The sequence below is a fragment of the Sporomusa sp. GT1 genome (genome assembly GCF_014634905.1).
Taxonomy (GTDB): domain Bacteria; phylum Bacillota; class Negativicutes; order Sporomusales; family Sporomusaceae; genus Sporomusa; species Sporomusa sphaeroides.
This window is the reverse complement of record NZ_BMBX01000002.1, coordinates 102,458-126,806: the sequence shown is the minus strand read 5'-3', so window position 1 is coordinate 126,806 and position 24,349 is coordinate 102,458. Positions and strand designations below refer to the sequence as shown.

At 48.8% G+C, this 24,349-nt stretch carries 27 protein-coding genes; 5 read left to right on the top strand and 22 right to left on the bottom strand.

From position 1 onward, the window contains the following. Window positions 1-3: 3 nt before the first annotated feature. The 11 genes from GT1_RS04240 to GT1_RS04190 all read right to left on the bottom strand — a co-directional run bounded on the left by GT1_RS04240 (window position 4) and on the right by GT1_RS04190 (window position 10,172). Window positions 4-414 carry a biopolymer transporter ExbD gene (locus GT1_RS04240; protein ID WP_188397674.1) on the bottom strand — a complete coding sequence of 137 codons (411 nt, stop codon included), beginning with the start codon at window positions 412-414 and terminating at the stop codon, window positions 4-6. Next, window positions 401-1,036 (bottom strand): MotA/TolQ/ExbB proton channel family protein, encoded by a 636-nt coding sequence (locus tag GT1_RS04235; RefSeq protein ID WP_188397673.1) that lies wholly within the window; start codon window positions 1,034-1,036, stop codon window positions 401-403. Before GT1_RS04235 ends, GT1_RS04240 begins: the two co-directional genes overlap by 14 nt. A gap of 242 nt (window positions 1,037-1,278) precedes the next feature. Next, window positions 1,279-2,238 (bottom strand): hypothetical protein, encoded by a 960-nt coding sequence (locus GT1_RS04230; protein ID WP_188397672.1) that lies wholly within the window; start codon window positions 2,236-2,238, stop codon window positions 1,279-1,281. Window positions 2,239-2,300: 62 nt separating this feature from the next. Continuing rightward, entirely contained in the window at window positions 2,301-2,993 is a 693-nt protein-coding gene (locus tag GT1_RS04225; protein ID WP_188397671.1) for a bifunctional 2-polyprenyl-6-hydroxyphenol methylase/3-demethylubiquinol 3-O-methyltransferase UbiG, read from the bottom strand. A 22-nt stretch (window positions 2,994-3,015) separates the two neighbouring features. Next, window positions 3,016-4,551, bottom strand: coding sequence for an ABC transporter substrate-binding protein (locus GT1_RS04220; RefSeq protein WP_188397670.1), 1,536 nt, complete (start codon window positions 4,549-4,551; stop codon window positions 3,016-3,018). 13 nt (window positions 4,552-4,564) lie between these two features. Then, on the bottom strand, window positions 4,565-5,533 hold the full coding sequence (locus GT1_RS04215; RefSeq protein WP_188397669.1) for an ABC transporter ATP-binding protein: 969 nt from the start codon (window positions 5,531-5,533) through the stop codon (window positions 4,565-4,567). 32 nt (window positions 5,534-5,565) lie between these two features. Next, window positions 5,566-6,336, bottom strand: coding sequence for an ABC transporter ATP-binding protein (locus GT1_RS04210; protein WP_188397668.1), 771 nt, complete (start codon window positions 6,334-6,336; stop codon window positions 5,566-5,568). Between the two features lie 20 nt (window positions 6,337-6,356). Beyond that, window positions 6,357-7,205, bottom strand: a complete 849-nt coding sequence (gene nikC, locus GT1_RS04205; RefSeq protein ID WP_223226047.1) for a nickel transporter permease — start codon at window positions 7,203-7,205, stop codon at window positions 6,357-6,359. Then, entirely contained in the window at window positions 7,202-8,191 is a 990-nt protein-coding gene (gene nikB / locus GT1_RS04200) for a nickel ABC transporter permease (RefSeq protein ID WP_223226072.1), read from the bottom strand. Before nikB ends, nikC begins: the two co-directional genes overlap by 4 nt. Before the next feature lie 38 nt (window positions 8,192-8,229). Next, a complete protein-coding gene (locus GT1_RS04195; protein WP_188397667.1) occupies window positions 8,230-8,976 on the bottom strand; it encodes a class I SAM-dependent methyltransferase in 747 nt (248 codons plus the stop codon). Window positions 8,977-9,242: 266 nt separating this feature from the next. Beyond that, on the bottom strand, window positions 9,243-10,172 hold the full coding sequence (locus GT1_RS04190; RefSeq protein ID WP_188397666.1) for a multidrug resistance efflux transporter family protein: 930 nt from the start codon (window positions 10,170-10,172) through the stop codon (window positions 9,243-9,245). Between the two features lie 266 nt (window positions 10,173-10,438). Between GT1_RS04190 and rbr the strand changes: the two genes are divergently transcribed. Further along, window positions 10,439-11,023: a rubrerythrin gene (gene rbr / locus GT1_RS04185; RefSeq protein WP_075757869.1), complete on the top strand. Its 585-nt coding sequence runs from the start codon at window positions 10,439-10,441 to the stop codon at window positions 11,021-11,023. Between the two features lie 66 nt (window positions 11,024-11,089). Here the strand turns inward: rbr and GT1_RS04180 are convergent, their stop codons facing one another. The 5 genes from GT1_RS04180 to GT1_RS04160 all read right to left on the bottom strand — a co-directional run bounded on the left by GT1_RS04180 (window position 11,090) and on the right by GT1_RS04160 (window position 16,002). After that, on the bottom strand, window positions 11,090-13,525 hold the full coding sequence (locus GT1_RS04180) for a heavy metal translocating P-type ATPase (protein ID WP_223226046.1): 2,436 nt from the start codon (window positions 13,523-13,525) through the stop codon (window positions 11,090-11,092). A 4-nt stretch (window positions 13,526-13,529) separates the two neighbouring features. Continuing rightward, window positions 13,530-13,826 (bottom strand): metalloregulator ArsR/SmtB family transcription factor, encoded by a 297-nt coding sequence (locus GT1_RS04175; protein WP_223226071.1) that lies wholly within the window; start codon window positions 13,824-13,826, stop codon window positions 13,530-13,532. Window positions 13,827-14,091: 265 nt separating this feature from the next. Further along, window positions 14,092-14,457: a VOC family protein gene (locus GT1_RS04170; RefSeq protein WP_188397664.1), complete on the bottom strand. Its 366-nt coding sequence runs from the start codon at window positions 14,455-14,457 to the stop codon at window positions 14,092-14,094. 14 nt (window positions 14,458-14,471) lie between these two features. Continuing rightward, the gene (locus tag GT1_RS04165; RefSeq protein ID WP_188397663.1) at window positions 14,472-15,209 is read right to left on the bottom strand and encodes an MBL fold metallo-hydrolase; all 738 of its coding nucleotides are present in this window, start codon (window positions 15,207-15,209) and stop codon (window positions 14,472-14,474) included. Between the two features lie 88 nt (window positions 15,210-15,297). Further along, window positions 15,298-16,002: a nitrogen regulation protein NR(II) gene (locus tag GT1_RS04160; RefSeq protein ID WP_188397662.1), complete on the bottom strand. Its 705-nt coding sequence runs from the start codon at window positions 16,000-16,002 to the stop codon at window positions 15,298-15,300. 159 nt (window positions 16,003-16,161) lie between these two features. Between GT1_RS04160 and GT1_RS04155 the strand changes: the two genes are divergently transcribed. Further along, window positions 16,162-16,548 carry a helix-turn-helix domain-containing protein gene (locus GT1_RS04155; RefSeq protein WP_188397661.1) on the top strand — a complete coding sequence of 129 codons (387 nt, stop codon included), beginning with the start codon at window positions 16,162-16,164 and terminating at the stop codon, window positions 16,546-16,548. A gap of 269 nt (window positions 16,549-16,817) precedes the next feature. Beyond that, window positions 16,818-18,038 (top strand): DUF401 family protein, encoded by a 1,221-nt coding sequence (locus GT1_RS04150; protein ID WP_188397660.1) that lies wholly within the window; start codon window positions 16,818-16,820, stop codon window positions 18,036-18,038. A gap of 98 nt (window positions 18,039-18,136) precedes the next feature. Here GT1_RS04150 and GT1_RS04145 read toward each other — a convergent pair whose 3' ends face one another. Further along, window positions 18,137-18,904, bottom strand: coding sequence for an AAA family ATPase (locus GT1_RS04145; RefSeq protein WP_223226045.1), 768 nt, complete (start codon window positions 18,902-18,904; stop codon window positions 18,137-18,139). A 68-nt stretch (window positions 18,905-18,972) separates the two neighbouring features. Next, the gene (locus GT1_RS04140; protein ID WP_188397658.1) at window positions 18,973-19,506 is read right to left on the bottom strand and encodes a nitroreductase family protein; all 534 of its coding nucleotides are present in this window, start codon (window positions 19,504-19,506) and stop codon (window positions 18,973-18,975) included. Window positions 19,507-19,888: 382 nt separating this feature from the next. Here GT1_RS04140 and GT1_RS04135 point away from each other — a divergent pair, with 382 nt between their 5' ends. Together GT1_RS04135 and GT1_RS04130 are read left to right on the top strand one after the other, a co-directional pair. Further along, a complete protein-coding gene (locus tag GT1_RS04135) occupies window positions 19,889-20,164 on the top strand; it encodes an AbrB/MazE/SpoVT family DNA-binding domain-containing protein (RefSeq protein WP_188397657.1) in 276 nt (91 codons plus the stop codon). Continuing rightward, complete coding sequence (locus GT1_RS04130; RefSeq protein WP_188397656.1) at window positions 20,148-20,543, top strand: putative toxin-antitoxin system toxin component, PIN family; 396 nt, start codon at window positions 20,148-20,150, stop codon at window positions 20,541-20,543. The genes GT1_RS04135 and GT1_RS04130 overlap by 17 nt, the downstream gene beginning before the upstream one ends. Window positions 20,544-21,055: 512 nt before the next feature. Here GT1_RS04130 and GT1_RS04125 read toward each other — a convergent pair. The 4 genes from GT1_RS04125 to GT1_RS04110 form a co-directional block, all read right to left on the bottom strand. Continuing rightward, on the bottom strand, window positions 21,056-21,673 hold the full coding sequence (locus GT1_RS04125; protein WP_223226044.1) for a hypothetical protein: 618 nt from the start codon (window positions 21,671-21,673) through the stop codon (window positions 21,056-21,058). 70 nt (window positions 21,674-21,743) lie between these two features. Beyond that, window positions 21,744-22,517: a hypothetical protein gene (locus GT1_RS04120; RefSeq protein ID WP_223226043.1), complete on the bottom strand. Its 774-nt coding sequence runs from the start codon at window positions 22,515-22,517 to the stop codon at window positions 21,744-21,746. Between the two features lie 554 nt (window positions 22,518-23,071). Continuing rightward, window positions 23,072-23,671, bottom strand: a complete 600-nt coding sequence (locus tag GT1_RS04115) for a hypothetical protein (protein ID WP_223226042.1) — start codon at window positions 23,669-23,671, stop codon at window positions 23,072-23,074. A 217-nt stretch (window positions 23,672-23,888) separates the two neighbouring features. After that, window positions 23,889-24,344 (bottom strand): hypothetical protein, encoded by a 456-nt coding sequence (locus tag GT1_RS04110; RefSeq protein WP_188397652.1) that lies wholly within the window; start codon window positions 24,342-24,344, stop codon window positions 23,889-23,891. Between the last annotated feature and the right edge of the window lie 5 nt (window positions 24,345-24,349).

The window sequence follows — 24,349 nt, the reverse complement described above, 5'->3', positions numbered from 1 at the left end:
ACATCACCTCTGTGCCTGTTCGGTAGCTACGGCTACTTTTTTCACACCCAGCGCCTTAAGCTCGTCAAGAACCTGGACAACCCTGCCATATTCGGCTTGTTTATCTGCCCGCAAAACAAACGCAGAATCTGCCTGGCGGACTAACTGGGCTTGGATACGGACTTTAAACAGCTCAGGCGGAATCTGTTCCTGTTCAACATAAACCGCACCGTCCCGCGCAATGGTAATCGCGACATTTTTCGCCACATCTGCCTGCGCTGCCGAAGCCTGGGGCAAACTAACAGGCAAGGTCCGTTGCTCCACCATGTACAAAGTACTCATCATAAAAAACACCAGTAAAAAGAAAATAATATCAATCATCGGAATAATCATCAGCTTGGGCTGGCGCTCTACTCTCAGACTACGCAGTTTCACGTCGGTCACTCCGTCTCTTAGCCTCAGTCAATACGGTACCGCCCTGCTCCATGCCGGTAATAATCCGATCAAGCCAGTGAGTATAACAGGTATGTACAATAAGTGCCATAACGGCTACACACAGCCCGGCTGCGGTAGCCACGAGCGCTTCGCCCACCCCGCCGGTAATGGCATGCGGCTGGCCTGACTGAATTGTCATGATGTTAAAGGATGAAATCATCCCGACAACGGTACCTAGTAAACCCAAAAGCGGCGCCAAAGTAACAATGGTATCAAGATAACCAAGCTTTTCTCTTAGTTTAGAAGCAGTCTGAGCTGCAAAACCGGTCATGGTACTTTCTAAATCACAGGCATCAAAGTGAATATTGCTCAAACCACGCGCCAGCATGGCAGCCGTTACACCGCCGCTAGTTTCACACACGCACTGCGCTCCCGTCCAATCATATTTGTCAAGTTTGGGCGTCACTTCAGTCAACAGTATGTTGATGTCTGTAGCCGCTTTACGGTAATACAGATAGCGTTCAACAGCAATGGTTACGACCATGAGCGAACATACAAGCAGCGGATACATTACCAGACCGCCTTTTTTGAATAACTCAATGCTGCTAATAATAAGTTCCATAATACCTCCACAGATTATCTTATACTCAAACTTATTGCAAATAACTCAAGCGCCACCCCCAAAAAATAAAAACCACAAAGAACTACGGTTCTTAACCGTAATACCTTCATGGTTATTGGTTCACAGTATGCCACTTTACTTAAAATAGTTACCGCACAGCTTTCTTAGCTGCATTTGTTAAAATAATAACATAATTCTTATTGGTTTGACAAGACAAATCAGCTGAAAAAAATACCACTTTGTCAACTGCCTTTCAGATACAGCGCAAGCCCGGCCCCCGCTACCACCATGGCCAGATAAATGCCTGTCCCCACAAGGGTAACCGTGGTCCCGTTTTTAGCGCCAAAAATAGAAAGGTTAGCAGGCAATACCTGCGATAAACCATAGTAAACATTATGAAAAAACGAGGCGACCAGCAGGACAAAGATAACATCCTGAGAAGCCAGCGCCCCACTGTGCAGCAAGGTTCCGGCCACACCAATGGCGGCAATCATGGTGGGTATCCCGGCGATAATGACCAGCACCCCGGCAGCCGTAAGCTTAAACCAGCGCAGGAACGGGTCAAGCCCGCTTATCAGGTCTTTAATAAAGTCTGTATGCATGAGGAAGCCGAAGGCCAGGGTAATGGGCATAAACACCACGGCAATATCCCAGAACTGCTGGAAGGCTTTTCTGCCTGCGGCAATCAGGTCAGTCTCATCTGCCGCTGCGGCGCAGTTTTCCTGCTGCTCCTGCCACTGATCTGCCCCGTTTTTCTTGGCCAGCAGCCTGTTCCAGACAAAGCCGCTTATGGTAGCAAGGGAGCTTATCCCAATATTGATGAAAAAAAACGACAGCCCCAGCTCCCACCCCAGTGAGGTAACCAGAACAGGACTAAAATAGAAAACCGAAAAATAGATGCTTGTCGGCAGTGAGCCCATTACATACACAGCCATCAGGGTATTTTTCGATATCGCGCCGCTTTTGCCAAAATCGGCCAGCATGGCATTGGCGGCAAAACGGTTTAACAAGCATAACATAAAAAACGGTCCAAGTGCTTCCGGCAATTTCCCCAGGGCGGTCATCGGCCGCGTGAGTTTGCTGAAAAAGCGGAAAAACTTGCCGGTTCTAAGCACAACACCGCAATAACACCCCAGGAACATGGCCGGCAGAGCTATTTTCCACATAGAAAGAACATCGGTTAATGCTAACATTATATCCATAGTGAGCATGATCGTTTATATCATATCCTCCAATCATCGGCCACCTGCCAGGGGTGGATTGCCTACTTCTCCGTCAATACAAACCGGAAGATATACGACTGCTCATAAGATGCCTTCATTTTGTCGGCAATACATAAAAAGCCGTCTTCTTCACGGGAAATGTCAATAAATCCCTGTGTTCTGCGGCGCTGAAGCTCCACCCGGAATCCCTCGGCGGCAAAAGTCCGGGTAATAAAATCCAGGGTATGGGCATTGGATTCTACCAGACTGTTCCGGTTAATCCATTCAGTAAAACGCTGCAAACTGGGATTATCGTTCAAATCCGTGTAGGTGGCATAATAGACCCCGCCCGGCTTTAACAGCTGCTTGATTTTCCAGGCATGGGTTTTCAGGTCTTTAATCAGGTAGATAACAGCCTGGCTGACAGCCAGGTCAAACCGGTTGACAAACTGTTCCGGCGTAGTTGTCGCAACATAGGTTAACGGCAAATCCCCTTTGCGCGCGTTGGCAACAGCAATCGATTCCTGCGCCAAATCAATGCCCATGCCCTCCTTAAACGGCTTGACCTGGTAAAGGTGCCGCAAAAAGCCGCCCTGATTGCAGCCAAAATCTAGTACCGTCATTCCGGACAGATCCTGTTCCTGGATCAGGTGAATCACTTCCCGCCAGCCACGCAGATGCCGGTCTTCCATTTGCTGCTCGCCCTCGGTGCGATTCTGCCACCATACATTATAAAGCTTGTCCTCTTGTATCATGGAATGTCGCCTCCCATTTATATTATTGAAATTGCAAATCACTTGTCAATACATGAGCTTCCGTGGGATGGATACGGAAATTCCGCAATGTTTTCTTATACGCATCCACATGTACATAATAATTCAAGAAGATGGCCGGAATCTCCTTGTCAATAATCTCCTGCGCCTGATAATAATCAGCCTGACGTTTGGCTGGGTCGGTTTCCCTTAAAGCACCTTCCAGCAAGCTGTCCAGTTCCTTATTCACGTAGTTGGGCCGGTATTTCGACATGCTGGTTGAACGGAAATCCTCAAAGGCAATGGACGGGTCCGGGGTAAAGGCCAGTCCGCGTGCCACCAGCACCATATCAAAATTCTTAGATGCCATGGCTTTTTCCACAGCACCGATATCAGCCACCTGAATATTGAGCTTGATGCCCACAGCGGCAAGCTGTGCCTGGACAACCAGGGCTATATCGGGAAGCTCCGGGCGGCTGCTATAGGTAATCAGATTTAATTCCAGTTTTTTGCCTTGCTTTTCCCGGATACCGCTGCCATTGTCCACCCAGCCTGCTTTATCCAGTAAGGTCCTGGCTGTGGCGACAGAATGTTCACCGGCTTTGATGGCAGGATTGCCCCATGGCAGATTGTCGGGGAACATCCCGGCGGCGGCTTTGCTATATCCCCCCAAAACGTCTTTAACAATAGCCTCCCGGTCAAGAGCATGGTTGATTGCCAGACGCACCTCCCGGTCGGCCAGCCCGGCTTGCTCAGTATTAAAATAGATGACCCGCACCCGCCCCACAGGGCTGACTGCCACCTGATAGCCGGCCTTGTCCTGAAGCAGCTTGGCATTGGCCGGAAGGACATTGCGGATGAAGTCAACTTCACCGGACTGCAGCGCCATGAACCGGGTTTGAGCATCAGGATAATGACGGTTAATGACCTGCTTTATGTGCGGTGCACCCTTCCAATATTCAGTAAACCCTTCGGTGACAATGCTTTTGTCCTGCGCCACCTGCATGAATTTATAGGGGCCGGTGCCGATCAGGCTGATAAATTTCCCGTCCACCATGGCTTTCTCGCCATAGATTGACGCCTCCGGCGTAGCCAGATAAGCAGGCAATGCCACCACAGGCTTCCGGGTTTTTATAAGAATTTCATGGTCGGAAACAATCTCAATACTGTCAAGGGGAATGGTTTTAGCGGTTTCGGCAAACCGTTCCACCGCCAGCTTGACACTTTTGGCAGTCATCAGGGAACCGTCATGAAATTTCACATTTGGCCGAAGCGTAAACTTCCAGGCGGTGGCGTCAATGGCCTGCCACTCCAATGCCAGCCCCGGCACCAGCCTGCCGTCAAAATCCACCGCAACCAAAGTTTCCATAATGCCGCTCCGAACCAGAAAATACCCTGATTTAACCGGGTCGGCAATTGGCATCTCAAAATCCCACCCCACCTTTAAGGTGGTATTGGCCGGGGCGCTGGCCGGCTTGCCGCCGCAGCCGGCCAGTGCGGTTAACGCAAATACCAGCAGTACGAATAAGCACATTTTCTTTTGCATCGCTGTTGTTGACAAGCTATCTCCTCCTTTATCCAATTAAATGACAGGCCACCTGATGGATGGAACCAATGGTTCTTAAGAGCGGTTCCTCGACACGGCATTGCTCGCAAAACTCCGGACACCGGTGTTGCAGCGCGCAGCCGGAGACGGCGCTGCCATTGCCTGCCGGCCCGGTAAGCAGAGTCCCCTGCTTGCGCTGCCGCCGTCTTCGAGGGTCGCCGGAAAGCGTGGATGACAGCAGATAACGGGTATACGGATGAATGGCCGCAGCTAATTCGCCGGCAGGTAATACTTCAACAATTTTCCCTCCCAGCATAACGGCCACACGGTCGGCTATCCGCCTGACCACATGCAGGTCATGGGTAATAAAAATATACGACATGTTAAATTCGTCCTGAAGCCGCAGGAGTAACTCCACAATTTGCGTTTTCACAATGCTGTCCAAATTGGATACCGCCTCGTCGCATACCACCAGAGCCGGATTGAGCGCCAGGGCGCGGGCAATATTCACACGCTGCAGCTGCCCGCCGCTGAATTGATAGGGATAGCGGCTTTTGTATTCCGGTTTAAGTCCTACCACAGTCAGCAGCTGTTCTACCTTTTCCGCCAGTTCCCGGCTATCCCCCGGATGGTAATTGAGCAGCGGCTCGATAATACTCTCGCCCACCGTCCGGAGTGGATTGAGCGCCGCATAAGGGTCCTGGAAGACAATTTGCAAATTGCGGCGCAGCTGCCGCAGTTCTTCCCGTCCGGCGGTAGTTAGCTCTACGCCGTCAAACTGAATTTGACCGCTTGTGGTTTTCTCCAGACTCACAAGACAGCGTGCCAAAGTGCTTTTGCCACAGCCGCTTTCGCCCACAATTCCCAGGGTTTCCCGGCGGCCAACCGCAAGCGAAACATTGTCTACCGCCGCCAGTACTCTCCTTTTGGCAAAAAGACAATCCCGGACGATATAATGTTTTTTTAAGTTAGACACTTTCAATAAAGGCTGACTCACATTTTTTCACCTCCAAGCAATCATCCCTGCACTTAAACGGCTTGCAATAACTGCCTGGTATAGGGGTGCGCAGGATTTTGAAACACCTCAAAGACTGATCCGTATTCGACAATCTTTCCCTGCCTCATGACTGCCACTTCATCGGCAATCTCGGCAACTACCGCCAAATCATGGGTAATGAACAGCATGCCTGCACCGTACTGCTCTTTGAGTTCCATTAATTCGTCAAGAATATGGGTCTGGGTAGTGATATCCAATGCAGAGGTTGGCTCATCGGCAATCAGATACCGCGGCTTCAGCAACAGCGCCATGGCGATCATTACCCGCTGCTGCATACCACCGCTTAGCTCAAAGGGATAACGGTTGCATAGTTTAACCGGTTCGGGCAGACGGACACGCCGCAGAACATCAACAGCCATTTCCTTAGCGGCAGACTGGCTGACCTCCCGATGTGACAGTACCGTCTCTGCAAGCTGAATGCCGATGGTCAGCGAGGGGTTTAACGAATAACACGAGTTTTGAAAAATAATAGAAATATCCTGTCCCCGCAACAACCTCAGTTCTTCCGGCGGCAGGGTTAAAAGATTGCGCCCGTCCAGGCTGATCCGGCCTGTCACAATTTTTCCCGGCGGCTCAATAAGTCCCAGCAGGGACAACGCTACCGCCGATTTGCCGCAGCCGCTTTCCCCTACCAAACATACCGTTTTTTCCGGCGACACGGCAAAGCTTACCCCGTCAACGGCCGGAGTCACCTTACCTGTCTGAAAATAATAAGTTCGTAAATCCTCAACAACCAGTGCCATAGCCCCATTCCTTTCCCGGCCTACTCCGTCATGCCCCGGGGATTGAGCGCATCCCGGAGTGCGTCGCCAAAAAGATTACAGGATAATACCACCGTGGCAATGGCCAGCCCCGGAAACAGCATGACATGCGGCGCCGCCTGAAAATAAGGTCTGCCGTCATTAAGCATGCTGCCCCATTCCGGTGTTGGCGGCTGGGCTCCCAGTCCCAGAAAAGAAAGGCCGGCTACCGCCATAATCAGTTTTCCCATATCAAGAGTTGCCAGCACAATCACCGTCCCCAGAACATGCGGCAAAATATGCTGATATAAGATGGGTATTGTTTTGGTCCCTGCCGCCCTGGCCGCCATAACGAAATCTTTTTCTTTGGCTGCCAGCGTCAAACCGCGCACAATGCGGGCATAACTGACCCACCATACAGCCGCCAGTGCCAGCATAACGTTAACCAGGCCGGCTCCGAGAAAACCGGCAATGGCCAGGGCTAATATCAGCAGCGGAAAAGCCAGGATAGTGTCGACAATGCGCATAAAGATTTGATCAGCCATCCCCCCGGTATAACCGGAAAACATGCCCACCGGCAGACTGATGACAAGCACACTGGCAAGCACAATACCTGCCGCCGCAAGGGAAACCTGCGCACCATAGACCACCCGGCTGAAAATACAGCGGCCAAGATGATCGGTGCCGAAAGGATATTGGGCACTGGGATTTTGCAACCGGGCGCCAAGCTGCACTGCCAGCGGATCATGCAAGGATAAATACGGAGCCGTTAACGCCATACCGGCAAAAACCAGCAGTATCAGCAAGCCGCAGATACCTGCTTTATCCTGTTTTAGACGCTGCCAATACATAGACCAAAGGTTTTGTTTCATTGCTCCTGCCCACCTCCTAAGCGAATCCTCGGGTCAAGGCAGGAATAGAGGCAATCGACCACTACATTTACGGTAACAACTGCCAGGGCCGAGAAGAGAACATACCCCTGAATCACCGGATAATCACGTCCCTGGATACTCTCCACCGCAAACCGCCCCAATCCCGGCCAGGAAAATAAAGTCTCCACCACAACACTGCCGCCCAATAACTGCCCAATACTGATACCAAACCAGGTCAAAACCGGCAGCAAGGCATACCGGAGCGCATGGCGGCCGATAAGCCACTTTTCCTTTAGCCCCTTGGCTCTGCCCACCCGGATAAAGCCCTGGGACAGGGCGTCCAGCATACTGCCTCGCAATAGCCGGGTATATGCCGCCAGCATGCCGAAGCCCAACGTGGCTGCCGGCAGAATCAAACCTTCCCAGCCACCGGCACCGGCGATGGGCAGCCACTGCAATCGTACGCCAAACACATAGGCCAGGAGCAGCCCCAGCCAAAAGTTCGGAATAGACGAACCTGTCAGTACCGTAATTCTCCCGATTAGATCAAGCCAGGTTTTAGGATACAGTGCCGTAAGCACACCCAGCGGCACAGAAAATAGCAATGCAAACGCCAGTGAAGCCAAGGTCAGTTGAACAGTAGCCGCCAGTCTACTGCCCAGTTCTTCCGCAACCGGTAAGCCTGTCCGGTAGGATATGCCCAAATCCAGGTGAAGCGCGCGGAATAACCAGCGCCCATAGCGGATATATACCGGATCATCAAGCTGTAGTTGTTGCCGCAGGGCTTCTACAGTCTCCGGCGGCGCCTCCACCCCGATAGAGGTCAGTACCATTTCCGGTGTATCCCCAGGCACCAGCGCCATGAGGCCAAAAGCCACCAGGGAAATGCCAAACAATAAAATAATAAAGGAAATACCCCGATCAATAAAAAAATTTACCGGCACAACCCTTGCTTCCCCTCCCTTGACAGCCCTTTCCCCTTCCACCAAAGGGCTCACACCTTGTCTCTAAGTCCAAAACCAGATTACTTCGAAGCACAAATAGCAAACATCGGGGTGGGCGTATACAGCAGTTGTTCCATTTCGTCATGAACCAGGGGACTGATATTTTCTTCAATTACTACCTGCTGAAAACCGCACCGGCGGAAAGCCTGCTCATCCCATAACGGACGCTTTTCATAAGTCAGCGGTAACTTGCGGGCAATGGCTTCATTCTCTTGCTGCTGCGCGGGTGAAGTATTGTGCCTGTAGCCTTTTGCCATGGCTAACGCTACATACTTGTCATGCTCAGCCTGAAGTTCCGGATCACTTAGACGCAAATGCCAATTGGCATCGAAAACCAGTACTTTGCCTGTTGGTTTTAACAGCCGGTGCCATTCCTGATATACCTCCAGCGGGTTAGGCAGCAGCCAGGTTACATTTCGGGATACAATCAAATCCAGACTCCCTTCAGGCAAATCAACGGCATGCACATCGGCTTTCAGGAATTTTATGATCTTTCCTGCCAATGCCGCATTTTTCCGGGCTTGTCTCAGCATTTCCTCACATTTATCAACAGCAGTAACCGAATAATTAAGTCCGGACAGCAAGATGGCGAAAAATCCAGGGCCGGTTCCCACATCCAATACCTTAAGATTATCCTGGTCTCCGGCATACTTACGCAAAAGTGATTCCCATGCCTGTTTTTTCCGGCAGGCCATTTCCCGTTGTACCACTTCGTTGTAGCTGTCAGCACGTCCATCCCAATAAGTTTCAATACGTTGTTCCAACATAGCGCCTCTCCCCTTTTTTGCTGTTATTTTCAAAAATAAAATGCAGTATCCTTTACACTCCCGGCAATAAAAAACCACGAAGGGCAGGACACTGTAGTCCGGTTACCCTTCGTGGATATGTCTTACTTATTCAATTCTTTGATAATAGTCCTATAACTAACAAAACCAATCTTCGGATCGGCATTTGTTAAAAGTATAACGTATTCCGGACGGCAGCGCAATAGCCTATTATGAAAAAATTCTAAATTAACACATCATTGCCGTTTTTACTGTTTATGAGAATTGATGCTATGTGCCACCATGCCGACAATGATCACGGCAATGCCTGCCAAAGAGAAGCCTGAAGGTATTGGCGCCGCCAAAAACACTACCTCTCCCAAAATAGCGAACACCACTTCACCTGCCTGGGTGGCTTCAACAGCGGCCAGCTTTTTAGCGTCCCCGTTAGTCAGGTCGGTGGCGTAAAAAAACAGTACTGTTGCAATAATCCCCGAGCACACGGCAACAAGCAGCGATTGTACTATCTGATTCCAGTCCGGCAAACCGACGGTGACAGTACCGTAAGCAGACAACAGCAGCCAAAATGGCATACTCGCAAGGGTCATGCCTAATACCCGCTGATACACATCCAGCTTGCCCCGGCACACCGCCATCATTTTCCGGTTACCCAGCGGATAGGCAAAGGCAGCAATAAGGACAGGAAAAAAACCTGCCGCCAAATCACCCAGGGCGGTATGGCGGGCCGCCTGCATTTGAATAAGCACAACCCCCAGTAAAATAAACAGGGATGTCGCCAGTTCCCTTAGCGGTAAACCCAAACGACCGGCCCCCTGCGGTAGCGCTTTCTGAAAGAAGACCGGTACCAGCAAACACCCCGCAACAATGGTGATTTGCCAGGTTCCCGCCACCAGCCAGGCCGGGCCGTAGGCGGCGGCAAAACATAAGGGCGCATAAAACAGCCCGAACCCGACGGTACTCCATAGCAGCCACGCGCCAGGCCGGGCTCTCATCTCGGCAAACAATGCCTGCAGATTTTGCCTGGACAAAACAAGCAGCAGCAAAAACGGCACTGTAAACAAATAGCGCAAGGAAGCGCTCCATATCCAGCTGCCACCGGCCAGGTCCATTGACCGGTTCAGTACAAAAGTGGACGCAAAAAACAGTGAGGCTGCAATCCCAATAACGATCGCCTGCATTAATGATCACTCCTTATAGCTGCCAACTGCAGGATCACAGCAAGATACTCCGGCTAAACTTATCCGGCAAACCTATTTTCAGCGAATTCCAGAAGGATTCGCTGCCCATCCCTGGTTCTCCTCCCGTTTGGCTGCCAGATTATTTTTCAGGCTGCCGGCAGGATTTCCGGTTACTTTGTAGTAATTATTAACTAGAAAACCATGCTGGCAATAAGAATTCCGGCGGTTTTCTACCATCTTAGTGCCAAAATATAAGGAGGATCCGTATGAAATCATTAAAAGGAACCAAAACTGCAGAAAATCTGATGAAAGCATTTGCGGGTGAATCACAAGCCAGAACCCGTTACACCTATTATGCTTCCACTGCCAAAAAAGAAGGCTATGTACAAATCTCCAACATCTTCACCGAGACTGCCGATAACGAAAAAGAACATGCCAAGCGTTTCTTTAAGTTTCTGGTGGAATGCTTAGACGGTGAAATGGTTAACATCCAGGCCGACTATCCGGTAGCCTGGGGTGACACCAAAGCCAATCTTAAGGCTGCCGCCGAAGGCGAAAATGAAGAATGGACCGACCTGTATCCCGCCTTTGCCGATGTGGCCGACCAGGAAGGCTTCCCGGCTATTGCCACGATTTTCCGCAATATCGCCGAAGTGGAAAAACACCATGAAAACCGCTTCAAAAAACTGTATAACAACATCGTAGAAGGCACTGTCTTCAAAAAGCCTGCTGCCGTTCAATGGAAATGCAACAACTGTGGTCATATTCATACAGGCGAACAGGCTCCGGAGCTGTGCCCGGCCTGCGCCCATCCGCAAGCACACTTTGAAGTGTTTGTGGAAACCTACTAATCGGCTTAGCCAGCCAAATAACAACCGGCACCCTGATCAGGGTGCCGGTTGTTTTATTTGCTCCAATTACTTGATCTCACGTACCAGACGCATGCCGTTCAGCGTTACCAGCAAAGCCGCCCCGGTATCGGCCAGCACGGCCAGCCAGAGATTGACAAAGCCGAAGAAGGTAGCAACAACAAACAGCAGCTTAACCCCCAGGGAGAAACTAATGTTCTGTTTGATAATTGACACTGTTTTGCGGCTGAGTCTCATGACATAGGAAAGCTTGCTCAAATCGTCCGATAACAGCGCAATATCTGCGGTTTCCAGCGCCGTATCCGAACCGGCAACCCCCATGGCGATACCCACATCGGCTGTCGCCAGTGCCGGAGCATCATTTACTCCGTCACCCACCATGGCCACACTGCCATATTGGCCTGCCATGTCTTTTAGGGTTGTCGCTTTATCAGCCGGTAACAGCTCGCCGTAGAAAGCGTCCAGCCCCAGTCTCCCGGCGATGGCACCTGCCACCCGGTTATTATCGCCTGTCAGCATAACCACCTGCTCCACCCCGGTGGCCTTGATGGCGGCTACGGCCTCAGCGCTGTTATCCCGCAAAACGTCGGCTACCGCAATCATGCCGTAAACTTCCTTGTCAGTTCCCACCAGCATCACGGTTTTGCCCTGGGCCTCCAGCAGTGACCAGCCCTGCTCGTGGGCAGTAAGTTCATGACCCAATTCCTCAAAGAGTCTCGCATTCCCCACATATACGGTTTGCCCCTCAAGCTCAGCCTGGGCGCCCCGGCCAACAAGCGCCTGGAAGTTAGCAACCTGCGGCAGGCTATGATTGCCTGCGTGAGCAACAATGGCCTGCGCCAGCGGGTGCTCCGACCACTTTTCCACCGCTGCCGCCGTACGCAGCAGTTCCTCCGCCGCCAGGCCTGACAACGGCAGCACATCAGTCACTTTGGGCTTGCCAACCGTTAACGTACCGGTCTTATCAAAGGCTACCGCCCGGATTTTCCCCATTTGTTCCAGATATGCGCCGCCTTTTATCAGCACCCCATTGCGCGAAGCGTTACCAATGGCTGATACAATGGATACCGGTGTGGAAATAACCAGCGCGCACGGGCAGGAAATAACCAGCAGGACCAGCGCCCGGTAAAACCATACATCAAAAGGTTCATGAAATACAAACGTCGGCACCAGGGTTAGGGCTACGGCGGTCAGGATGACTGCCGGGGTATAGTATTTCGCAAAAACATCCACCATTTGCTGCAAGGGAGCTTTCTTGGCCTGGGCTTCCTCCACCATATGCATAATTTTGGCCAGGGTAGAGTCTTCCGCCAATTTGTCTACTACAATTTCCAGAGCCCCTTGCTCATTGACTGTACCGGCATATACATTGCTGCCGGCCTGTTTTTCCACAGGCATGGATTCACCGGTTATCGCAGCCTGATTGACAGCGGAAATCCCGCTCATTACCGTTCCATCCATCGCAATCCGTTCACCCGGCTTAACAATAATGACATCACCAACGACAATTGCTTCTACCGGCAGCCGCAGTTCCTCACCATCGCGTTTTACCAAGGCCTCGCGCGGCGCAAGTTCCATGAGCGCCCGAATGGAGTCCCGGGTCTTATCCAGAGTGTAGGCTTGCAGGGCATTTCCCAGGGAAAAGAGAAAGACCACTGTCGCCCCCTCGCTCCATTCACCAATGGCTGCCGCACCAATAACGGCAATTACCATAAGAAAGTTGGTGTCCATGGTCATGCTCTTGAGTCCGTAAAAACCGCTTTTGGCCACATGATAACCGCCGATCAGCATGGCCAGGACATAGGCGGTGATTACCGCCTGTTCATTTACTGCCATCCAATCCATAACCATACCGGCAGCCACCAGGACACCTGACACCAGGGTGGCCAGCATCCGCGGCTTTTGCCACCATGCCTGTTTATCAACAGCCGCCGCTGCCGGTTTACTGCCCTCAACCGCCTCATAACCGGCTTGCTCCACGGCCTGGATAATCTCCCTCACCTGGCAGCTATGCTCTACCGCCATGTTGCCGGTGCCAAAATTCAGCTGCACCGCACGCACTCCGGCCAGAGCAGCAACGCGTTTCTCCAGTTTAGCGGCACAATCGGCACAGTCTAAGCCGGAGATACGGAAGACCGTTTTTTGATAACCCGGCGCAGCCTGTGCCGCCGGACTCACGCCCACGCGATAGCCAAAGCCGGTAATCACGTTTACAATATCAACATCCGCCAGCCTGGCGGCATCATAATTCACCTTCAGTTTCGCGGCGGCAAAATTCATCTGAGCGTCCACTACCCCGGTAAGGCGGCGAACGGCTTTTTCCACCTTTGCCGCGCAATCGGCACAATCCAACCCGTCAACCAAAAAAGTAGCCTGAATCAACTGATCACTATCAAGGGCGGCAACACCGCCTTCACTGACGGCCGCGGCTGCCTCTCCCCCACAACAGCCGCAGCCGCAATGAATGTCATCTTGTTTCTCCATTTTCCTACCTCCTATCTTCATGAGAAATATGCTCTAATCCCTGACACATCAGGGAGATTACATGATCATCATCCAGGGAATACAGGGCTTCTTTGCCCACTTTACGGAACTTCACCAGTCTGGCGCCGCGCAGTGTGCGCAGTTGATGGGATACTGCCGACTGGTTCATCCCCAGTGTTTCAGCAATATCACATACACACATTTCGCCTCTGGACAACAGGTGCAGGATTCTAATCCTCGTAGGGTCACCCAGTATTTTAAACATCTCGGCCAGTTCCTGCACCTTGTCGTCCTTCAACATGGCGGCTTTGGCCAGACACACAGTCTGCGGATGAACACAGCAGTCTTCACAAATATCTTTAATGTCTTTCTCTAATACCTTCATGGTAATTCCACCTCACATCATGTGATTATATGTTCATATGTTATTCTATGATAGGTTTCACAAAATGTCAATTAGAAATTCATAAAAAAAATCCATAAAGGCTGGAACATAACTGTCCCTGCCTTTATGGATAAGCTCAAATTTGCTTTTCAATTAACCGGCCTGTCGGCCCTGCGCGATGCTAAAACCCGGCAGGCAGAACTTCCAGCCAATATCCGTCAGGATCGGAGATAAAATAAATGCCCATCTCCTTGTTTTCGTAACAAATACAGCCCATGGCCTTGTGGTGGGCGTAAGCTTTGTCAAAATCATTGGTGGTAAAGGCCAGATGAAACTCGTTTTCCCCCAGCTTATACGGTTCTTTGCGGTCTTTAATCCAGGTAAGCTCCAGCTTATGCGGTGTTTGGCCGTCGCCAAGATACACGATGGTAAAACCCGGTTTTTCAATGCGCCGGGTTTCGGTAAGCTGCAGCGCCTCCTGGTAAAAAGCCATGCTTTTTTCCAGATTAAGTACATTGATATTGTTGTGAGCAAAGGTAAAATCCATAAAATATCTCTCCTTTATTTAGCGTTACGGGTTTGGGTGCCACTCTGCCACATATTGTTTAAGAAGCTGTGAATATCCTTGCACAGAACGACACCATGCCCGGTGCAGAAAAATTCAGGCCGGTAAGCAAGCAGCCGGCTAAGTCCCTGCATAAAAGCAGCAAACTCCTGCCCGCCGGCAGCTGCCTGCCCGGCCACATACTGACAAGATCCCCGCTTAATAGCCTCACTATTCGTAACCAGCCGCCCCTCAGGCAAAGCTTCGCCAAAGTAACAGAAAAAGTCGCCCACAAACAGCGCCTGCGAGCAGTGGTCGTAGATAGCCACCGAACCCGGCGAATGAGTATTGACCAGCACCACGTCCAGCCCCTTCAGGCCGGCGGCGGCAAACATGCCTGCTTCAGCCTGCGGGGTGAATTTGGCAACCTGCGCGGCCAGCGGCGATGCCAGCATGGGCCAATCAGCGCTATGGATAAACTTTTGGGCATTGGTAAACAGGGCGGCTCCCTCGACATGATCACGGTGTCCATGGGTCAAGAGCACATGGGTAACCTGCTCCGGCTGTATCCCAATTTCGGCCAGCGCCGCAACCACAGCGCTCTGGTAAGCCTTCAGTCCGGCATCCACCAGGATAACCCGGCTGTCCTGCTGTAATACATACATGTTGCTATAGGTCATACTATCCCAGGTAGTGGTATCCTCAACAGCAATTACATAAGCACCGTCGGTTAACCGGGACATTATATAATCCATTTTTCTCACCGTCCATGTATTAGTTGTGTTATATATTACCATGTTATACCAAAGGGAGCAATGGGAATCCCTGTACCGCAGCTCCCGATTACTGTTCCAGGACCGGAAACATGACTTTGAATACGCTGCCTGCTCCCACACCGGAGATTATTTCAATTTTCCCCTGATGCCTTTCGACAATACTAAGGCTAATGGCAAGTCCCAGACCGGTATTGCCTGATTTTGTGGTATAAAACGGATCAAAAATCCGTTCCCTTTGCTCCGGCGGAATGCCGTTGCCCTCATCCTTCACATATAAAGTAACTGTGCCGGCTGTTTGCACAGCACCGATGGTTAATCTGCCGGCAGGCTGCATGGCTTCGATACCGTTATAAGCCAGCTGCAGCACCAGTTCTCCTATCTCGGCAGCATCCAAGGCCAGCAATGGCAAATGTTCGGGTAACAACAATTCGGTTACAATGCCGTTCCTGGCAGCAGCCTGCTTAACAGCCGGATACAGGTGTTCAAGTATGTGGTTAAGATTTTCCGGTATCCTTTTAATGGCTTTATTCTGAGCTAAGGATAATATACTGGTTATTACTGTTTCAATCCGGTGTATTTCCTGATATATAATACATAGTGAGTCACCGGTACAGTATGTTGATTTTTTCTCTTGCAGCTGTAAATAGCCTTTAATAACAGTCAGTGGATTTCTAATTTCATGCGCTACTCCAATAGCCATGCGACCAATCAGCTCCTGGCGGGAACTCTTAGCTGACTCATCCTCACTCGCCTTTGGCCAAATTATCTCCACCACAAACGCCCCCTTGCATCCAAGCCTTATTAGTGTCCTTATGACACTAATTTTCGCCAATGGTTCCCAAAATCCCTTCCAATTATTGTCTTATGGACACAATAATTGAATCCGGGGCGTAAGCGCGTTATTGTAAGCAGTAGGTAAGGAGCGTGGCTTATGAGAACTCTCGGAGAAAAAATCAAACAATTGAGAAGTAAATTAACCCAAGAAGAATTGGCAGCCATTCTTAAGGTCGAACGTTCCACATTAGCTTCCTGGGAAGTTAACCGCCGGGAACCGGATATTGCCACACTATGCCGCATAGCCGATTATTTCCAGGTAAGTATCGACTGGCTTGTCGGGCGTACCCTGGAACAGGAGACAGCTTCAGGCAGCCGGTTTTGCGAAACCACCGGCGACTACCATGCTCCGGCTGTGGACAAAGCCTGGCACGAAGTAATAGCAACCGCCCAAGCCTATGGATTTGACCCCGACTCGGTTCAACAGCTGCTTAGATTAAATGCCAAAATAGCCGCTGCTTTGCAGGCCAACAAATTGAAATAGTGCTTGGTAATACCAAAGGGATACTCGCTGCCCGCCCGGGCGCGAATATCCCTTTTTTTCCTTTGAGCGCAGTTTCCCCTGCCCGGCACCAATCAGGCACAGCCCTGGCATCAGGCCTGACAGGATAACCGGACAAATAGTAATTAATCCTTGAAATGCCAGCAGATTAGGACTAATATAAGTACATAAACCGCAATACTTCCCTCCGGCAGCGCCGGTGAACAGTGCAGTGTTTACACTTATTGAGATGTAGGAGTTGTTGTTTTATCATGTTTGCCGTACTAAAAATTTTCCTCACCCTGGGACTTATCGTATTTCTGCTTAACCGTAAAGTAAAAATGGGCAATGCCATGCTGGCCGGTTCCGGCCTGCTGTTCGTTTTATCCGGCCTTACCTTGCAGCATTTAGGCACTGCCCTAAAGAATCTGGTCAGCAGTTATAGCACCTGGGAAATACTCTTTGCCCTGTATTTTGTCATGTGCCTTGAACACCAGCTGCGAACCAGCGGCATTATCGACGGCCTGATGGTAACCTCCCGCAGGCTGCTGCGAAGTGACCGGATTTTGCTGCCGTTGATGCCTGCTTTTCTCGGATTTTTACCCTCCTTGGGCGGCGCCATCTTTTCCGCGCCGCTGGTAGAAAGCGCCAGTAAGCCTTTTAATCTGAAAGCCGAAACCAAGACAGCCATTAATTACTGGTTCCGCCATGTCTGGGAGTTTAGCAATCCTATTTTCACCAGTATGCTCCTGGCCAGCCAGCTTTCCGGCATACCGCTCAGCGCACTGATCGCCAATATGGTGTGGGTCACCGCCCTCTCCTTAGTCATTGGCTGGCTTTTTTTTATTACGCCGCTCAAAAGCCGGCAGATCACACCCCAGACGGCGGCTGCCACTGAGTCCGGCAGCATCGACGATACCGGCTACCGCTATATCGCGCTGGCGACAGGACCTATTCTGGTTAACTTTGTGCTGATTGTGTTCCTAAAATTATCGGCAGCCCTATCCATGGGGCTGGTGGTTGCCGCCATGGCACTGATTCTGCGCCAGCCATTACAGGAGGTCAGCGCAATGCTGCGCCACGCCCTTGACCGCAAATTGTTGTGGGGTATTGCCGGTATTCTCTTTTTCCAGCACATTTTACAGCAAAGCGGCGCCGTTCAGGAGATCGCCGCATTGCTTAACAGCTTAGCCGTCTCCAACGCCGTCATTATTGGCGCAATTGCTTTTGCCGGCGGTATCCTGACAGGCACCGCCCAGGGCTTTGTCGTAATTACTTTCCCTTTCCTGCTGGCACTGGCCCCCGGTGATATTAACCTGGTTATGTTTTGCTTTGTCGCCGGCTCTGCCGGGCAAATGCTCTCCCCGGCCCACCTCTGCTTATTGGTGACCCTGGATTACTTCAAGGCCGATTTTCTCAAAACCCTGCGGCCCATTGCCTTCCTGGAAGTGATTCTGGTTGCCGCCGCTTATGTTGTGGTGTCATTAACGTAAGCCTGTGAGAGCTGCCTGACAGTATATAAGTAAATAAAAAGCCCCTGTTACAGCCGGTTATAAACCAAGGCTTTAACAGGGGCTTTCTTCAACTCTACTCATTCTTCCAATAGGATTTTCAACATTTTTTCAGGATTATTGGCAAATTCTTTCATGACCAGATAATGCTCTGTCTGTCGGTAATCAATCTGACACAGGCCCTGCGGCGTCAGTTGAATGATCATACTGTCCGGATAGGCCATAACAATGGGGGAATGCGTCGCAATAATAAATTGTGAGTCTTGCTTAACCAGTTCATGTAAGCGCGTCAGCAAAGCCATCTGCCTGATAGGCGATAAAGCCGCTTCCGGCTCATCGAGGATATATAGTCCATTACCGCCAAATCTGTTTTGGAACACAGCGAAAAAAGATTCGCCATGGGACAGCTGATGCAAAGATTTCCCGCCATAGGATTCAACAATCCGCCTGCCCAGACCGCCTGCCGAATCCAGTTGCTCAATGGTTGTCGCCAGATTATAGAAACTCTCCGCCCGCAAAAAGAAGCCGTCGCGCGGACGTTTTATCCCTTTGACCAGCCGGATGTATTCATTGAGGTCAGAATGAGATGCCTGCGTGGTGAAAGTAAAGTTGGCTGTTCCCCCTTCTGCATTGAAGCCCCAGGCAATTGCCACCGCCTCCAGCAGAGTCGACTTGCCTGTCCCGTTCTCCCCCACAATAAACGTGACCCGGGGATGAAACAGCAACTCATGCAGGCCGGAAATTGCAGGCAAACAAAACGGATAGGCATCAAACCGCCTGACCTTATCCCGCAGCAATTGGACGCTGCGAATATATTGCTGGCTGTTATGCAACACTTTACCACCCACTTAAGCTGCACTGTACCATCCTGCTATCTACAAAACAATGAAACTTTCCCGGTAAACTGACCGGATGTTTAAACGAACCGAAGAATTTCTTCCAATGGTTTACGGGACTTCTTTCGCACCGTAAGATCTGCCGGATATCCGACTGCAATTAACCCGCCTATATGTTTTTCCTGCGGGATGTTCAGCAATGATTTGATTATCTCTCTGTTATATACGCCTAAGATGCAAGTACCGATTCCTTGTGATTCGGCTTCCAGACAAAGATAGGCAACCACCGCTCCAATATCGCCGGGAGCAAAATATTGGCTGTCCACAAGGTTCTTTAGCTGGGGCATTAAATTTGCGTGTTCTTCAACCACAACAAAAAAAGCTTTTGCTTTGGAAATATAGTCATTTACTCCAAGCTGCTGAGTGCATTCTGCTATCTTACCCACAATTTCCGGGTTTTCCACAATAACAAAACTCCAGGGTTGCCCATTACAACCAGAGGGGGCCAGGCGGGCCGCCTCAACACATTTGACCAGCTTTTCGCGTTCTACCGGTTGATCCGCAAAATTCCTGCAGCTTTGTCTCTTAAGACATAAATCCATAAAGTCACTCATTTTAATCGCTCCCTTCTTTCAAAGCCCTATATTACTCTTAGTATATGCTCAAAACCTTTTGATTAGGATAGCATATCAGACATGCTTGAAACCTGGAGTTGGCTATTATATATTCCTACTTCCACTTTAAAACCGTTTTTCCTGTTACGCATTGTTCTGTGAGCATTATTTTTTACGCTTTTCTTCGAGTACCACAAGCTTAACTTACCGGCAATCCGGAGCAAATAAAGTTATGTTTACATTAGAGGTGCTAAGATTAGGCTAAGTTCTATTTACAAAAGGTAGTTATTAGGGATAAATCGGTTGAATTTTTCGTAAAGATAGCATATACTATCTTCAAGGAATGCATTGATTCCAATGCATTCCTGAAAGGAGCATGACTATGGAGCTTGCCAAAATCACAATGCGCGGTCAAATCACGATTCCCGCTGCAATACGTAAAAAGCTTGGCGTAAAAGACGGCGATAAAGTTGTTTTTATTGAGGAAAACGGACGCATCATTATGGGCAATGCCGCTATGATTGCCCTTAAAACTGCACAGAACGCTTTTGCGGGGGAAGCGGAGCGGCTGGGCCTAAAAACAGAACAGGATGTTGTGGACATGGTAAAAGGGGTGCGCCGCGAGGTTTGGGAGAAACGCCATGCGCGTGATGATTGACACCAATGTCCTCATATCGGCGTTGCTGTTTCCAAGTCAGCCGATGAATACACTAATTTACAAAATCATGATGGAGCACGAACTTGTCCTTTCATCCTATGTTGTAGATGAATTGCTGAACGTGGTGCGCCGCAAATTCAAAGATAAGCTGGAAGCAGTTGATTTATTGTTGAGCCAGCTTCCCTATGAGCTTGTTTACACACCCGTGCAGCCGAAGCCGGGACTTTTTGAAATACGCGATGAAAAGGATTATCCGGTTTTGTATTCGGCAATTGTAGAAGACATAGACGTATTTATCACGGGCGACCGGGATTTTGACGGACTGGATTTGGAAAAGCCGGAGATTATCAGTCCTGCCGAATTCCTCGAATTATATTAGGGTACTTTCTAAAAAAGACAAGCGAATAAAGACTGCAGGAAGCCAGCTTTGGCTTCCTTTTTCGTGTTCACATACTAGTACACCCTTTTAAGCACGATTCTTGCTTACACTAGAGGTATTAAGATTAGGCTAAATTCTATTTACGAAATCGTTAGAGACTATGCTTTATGTCCTTTCATAGGATTCATATAGACTTACTCTCAGGCAAGTTGACAAAATAGGACCGTCCCCATGTCACTCCAGTCCCCATGTCACTCCAAAATAGGACCGTCCCCATGTCACTCCAATGTAAGATTAGGCTAAGTTCTATTTACGAAATCGTTAGATAGAGGGGCTATGCTTTATGTCCTCTTTCATAGGATTCATATAGACTGACTCTCAGGCAAGTTGATAAAATAGGACCGTCCCCATGTTCAAATCATACCTGTCCTGCAAAATTTTTCAGGGCAGCACAACGTGACGGTTCTCCCGTCATTCTGAAGGGTCTGTAAATAGTTTTGTGCTAATCCCCTTTATATAATTTGGGCAACAGACCTAAGAGTACTACTAAAGTCAATTGTCCGATTAGGGTTTGTAAGGCTCGTTGGTAATGAATCAAATATAATCATCCTGTCACTTCCTACAACATATAATTTTCCTGCTTCATGGTAGATTTTCCATAAGTATGAAACACTTGCCCTATCATACTCTATTACTTTTATCCAAAAGGTAGGATTAGCAACATTGTCAATATTAGTATAGTAGACAATAGTTCCTTTTTTAGTCCCACCGAAGCTTCCGCCTAAAAGAATATAAACATGGTTACTATCTACTATAAGAATATCTTGAAAGAACGCATAGTCAGGCATATATGCTGTTTTATTTATAACTATTGGAACAACAGTAAGGAAATCTACGGCTAAATCAATAATTTGTAAGCAAGTAGTACTGTTACCTTGCCATCCCCCATCACAGCATACATATAGTTTATTATCAAAAAATTTCATAGAAAGAGCGCCATATGCTGACAATTTTATATATCCCCTTGTCATGAGGAAGTCCTTTGGAGAGTTTACCATAAACTTAACAACGTAACTATCGCTACTAGAAACATAATAGAAACTATCCTTAATAGTAACAATAGCATACATATCTTTTATCGTTTCATGTAGACTAGAGTTTATAAGCGGCGATACATCAGCCCAAACTCCATATTTACCACTAGGTACTATCGAAGATATCTGTGACATACTTGATGTTTTTATATGTCATTTTAACGAAATATTTATTATATTGCCTACTTGCATCATAATCCATTAACTTAATAGTATCACTCGATACAATATAGTAAGTTCCGCTAAAATCACTTCCTTGTGGATTCGTAATTGCCGCTGTACTAACTCTAGCATCGCAGTATACCTCTGAGTCTAAACTCCATGAAGAATGAGGTTTAATAATTTGAGACGTATTAAAATTAACTGTTGACAGTACTATACGACCCTCCCCATCTGCGTGTAAGAAACTAACTACATACCTGTAACCTGATGTTGCTGGAGTAACAACATTAGTTTTGTAACTATAAGTGTCTGATGACAAAGTTCTGTCTCCGTGCAGTGCGGCAACTGTCAGATTATAGTCAATATACTCACCCATTGTAAAAGCAAATAATGGTGTAATTCCTGGTTTAACGGCAGTTTTCAACACTGCGTGTGTCCCTCCGTTTTTACGCACTCTAAGCGGCGATGCCAGCGCATCGGTAGCTGCCCCTAACTTTGCATATACAGTTGTCTCTCCGTCTTTAATTGCCAATGCCGAGTTGCCTGTTTCATTTAGAGTAGTATATAGATTAATATCGGTTACCGCTCCCGCTTTTTGTACGTGTAACTTCTTGCTATATGGAGCCATTTCTTCCCCCACTTCATGTGTGTTATTGTAAACGCCAAAGCAAAGGACAGGTACTGTAGCCGCTTGTCTGACACAATACCTGTCCTGCAAAGTTTTTTACATTCTTATGCTATCCAAATATTCCCACCAACATCACCTATTGGGATGTTATTGGCGGTTGTTGCTGTTTATGTTTTTCCGTGATTTGTCGTAGTATACCTCCTATACTCCAAGGTTTAGACGATTTGAGTAAAGGTATCAATAATTCCAGTACTCAGAGTTTTAACCGGACTTACAAACCCTATTGGCAAAGAGTCAAATATATGTATTCTATTACTTCCTACAACATATAGCTTACCTGAATCGTTATAAATTCCCCAGAACCTAGCAGCCTCTACGTTTACAATAGTCTCAAATACCTTTGACCACAAAGCAGGCTAAATAATACTGTCAATAGCCGTATGGTAAACAGAAGTATAGCTGTTAACAGCACAACGGGACGGTTCTCCCGCGCTTTTGAACCTCGCATACTTCCGTCAAGATATCCTGCGCTTCTTTGTCCGAACACAAAAGAACCATCCTGTTGTGTCCTGTCCTTTCATAGGGATTCACATAGACTGGCTCTCGGGCAAGTTGACAAATAGGACCGTCCCCATGTCATACTTTTAAGTATAAAAGAAACGGTGGTAGTATATCCACGGACATAGATTCTCCATAGGTTCAAATGACCATTGACCATTACTACCAGATATCCTTACTTTAACACAATCAGCAGGCAAATTTATGACTTTGTTTGTAAATTTGCCTGCCCTTTCTCCATTACCAATTTCAGGAAGAGAGGTGTCATAGCTTGTGTCGTATATAGTTCTAGAGGTACCTGCTATATTAACTGATTCAATTCGAACAATAGACATCGTCATTTCATCAATAGACCATGCATAGCCACTTGTTTCTCCAGAAATCATAATTGATACAGGGGTTCCAGGTTGAGGAACTGCTTTATCCAACCAACCGTCAAGTATGGCACCTTCTGAATAAAAATTAATTCCTGCATTAGACCAAGGATAATGAAAAGACCAACCTAAAGCATTAAGAGCGGCTAAATTACCGCCTGCGTAGTTGTATTGGTCTATCAACTGACCAGACAAACTAGCCTTTGTCAAAACGGCAAAAGTATTGCCGCTTTTCTTAATGCGGAGCGGCGAAGCGTTTTGGTCTGAAATTAACCCTAGTTTTGCGTATAGAGGAACAGCACTATCTTTCAATGCAATGTACCCTTGACTACCACCAGAAGTAACTTCTCCGACAGTGGTATACAATTCAATGTCCGATACCACTCCCGCTTTCCGTACGTGTAACTTCTTGCTATATAGAGCCATTTTCCCATCACTCCATGTGTTTTATTGTAAATGATAAAGCAAAGGACAGGTACTGTGGCTTCTTGTTTGACACAATACCTGTCCTGCAAAGTTTTTTACATTCTTACGCTATCCAAATATTCCCGCCAACATCACCTATTGGGATGTTATTGGCGGTTGTGGCTGTAGTCGCTAAGGTAGCCGTAGTTGCTGCCGTTGCTGAGTCAGCGGCAGTTGCACGGGTCGCGGTTGCCGCATTGCCGGTTATGTCGCCGGCGATTTTTCCGTTGGCATCACGTTTGACAACTTTATTAGCTGTTGCCGTTGTTACCGCATCGGCAAGTGCCACCGCTCCGGCTTGTGCCGCCGTTACGCCATGGGGATTATTTTGATTTGCCTGATGCCCTGCTGCTGTATCCAGGGCTGTCTTTACAGTTCCGGTGCCATAACTAACCGCGCTGGCTGCATGGGCCGCACTGGTTGCCCCGGTATGGGATGTTATGGTTGCCGTTACCGCCCGAATATCGCCTGGTAGATTTGCAATTACCTCATTGTCTGCCGGTGTCGTTGTATATGCCATAATTT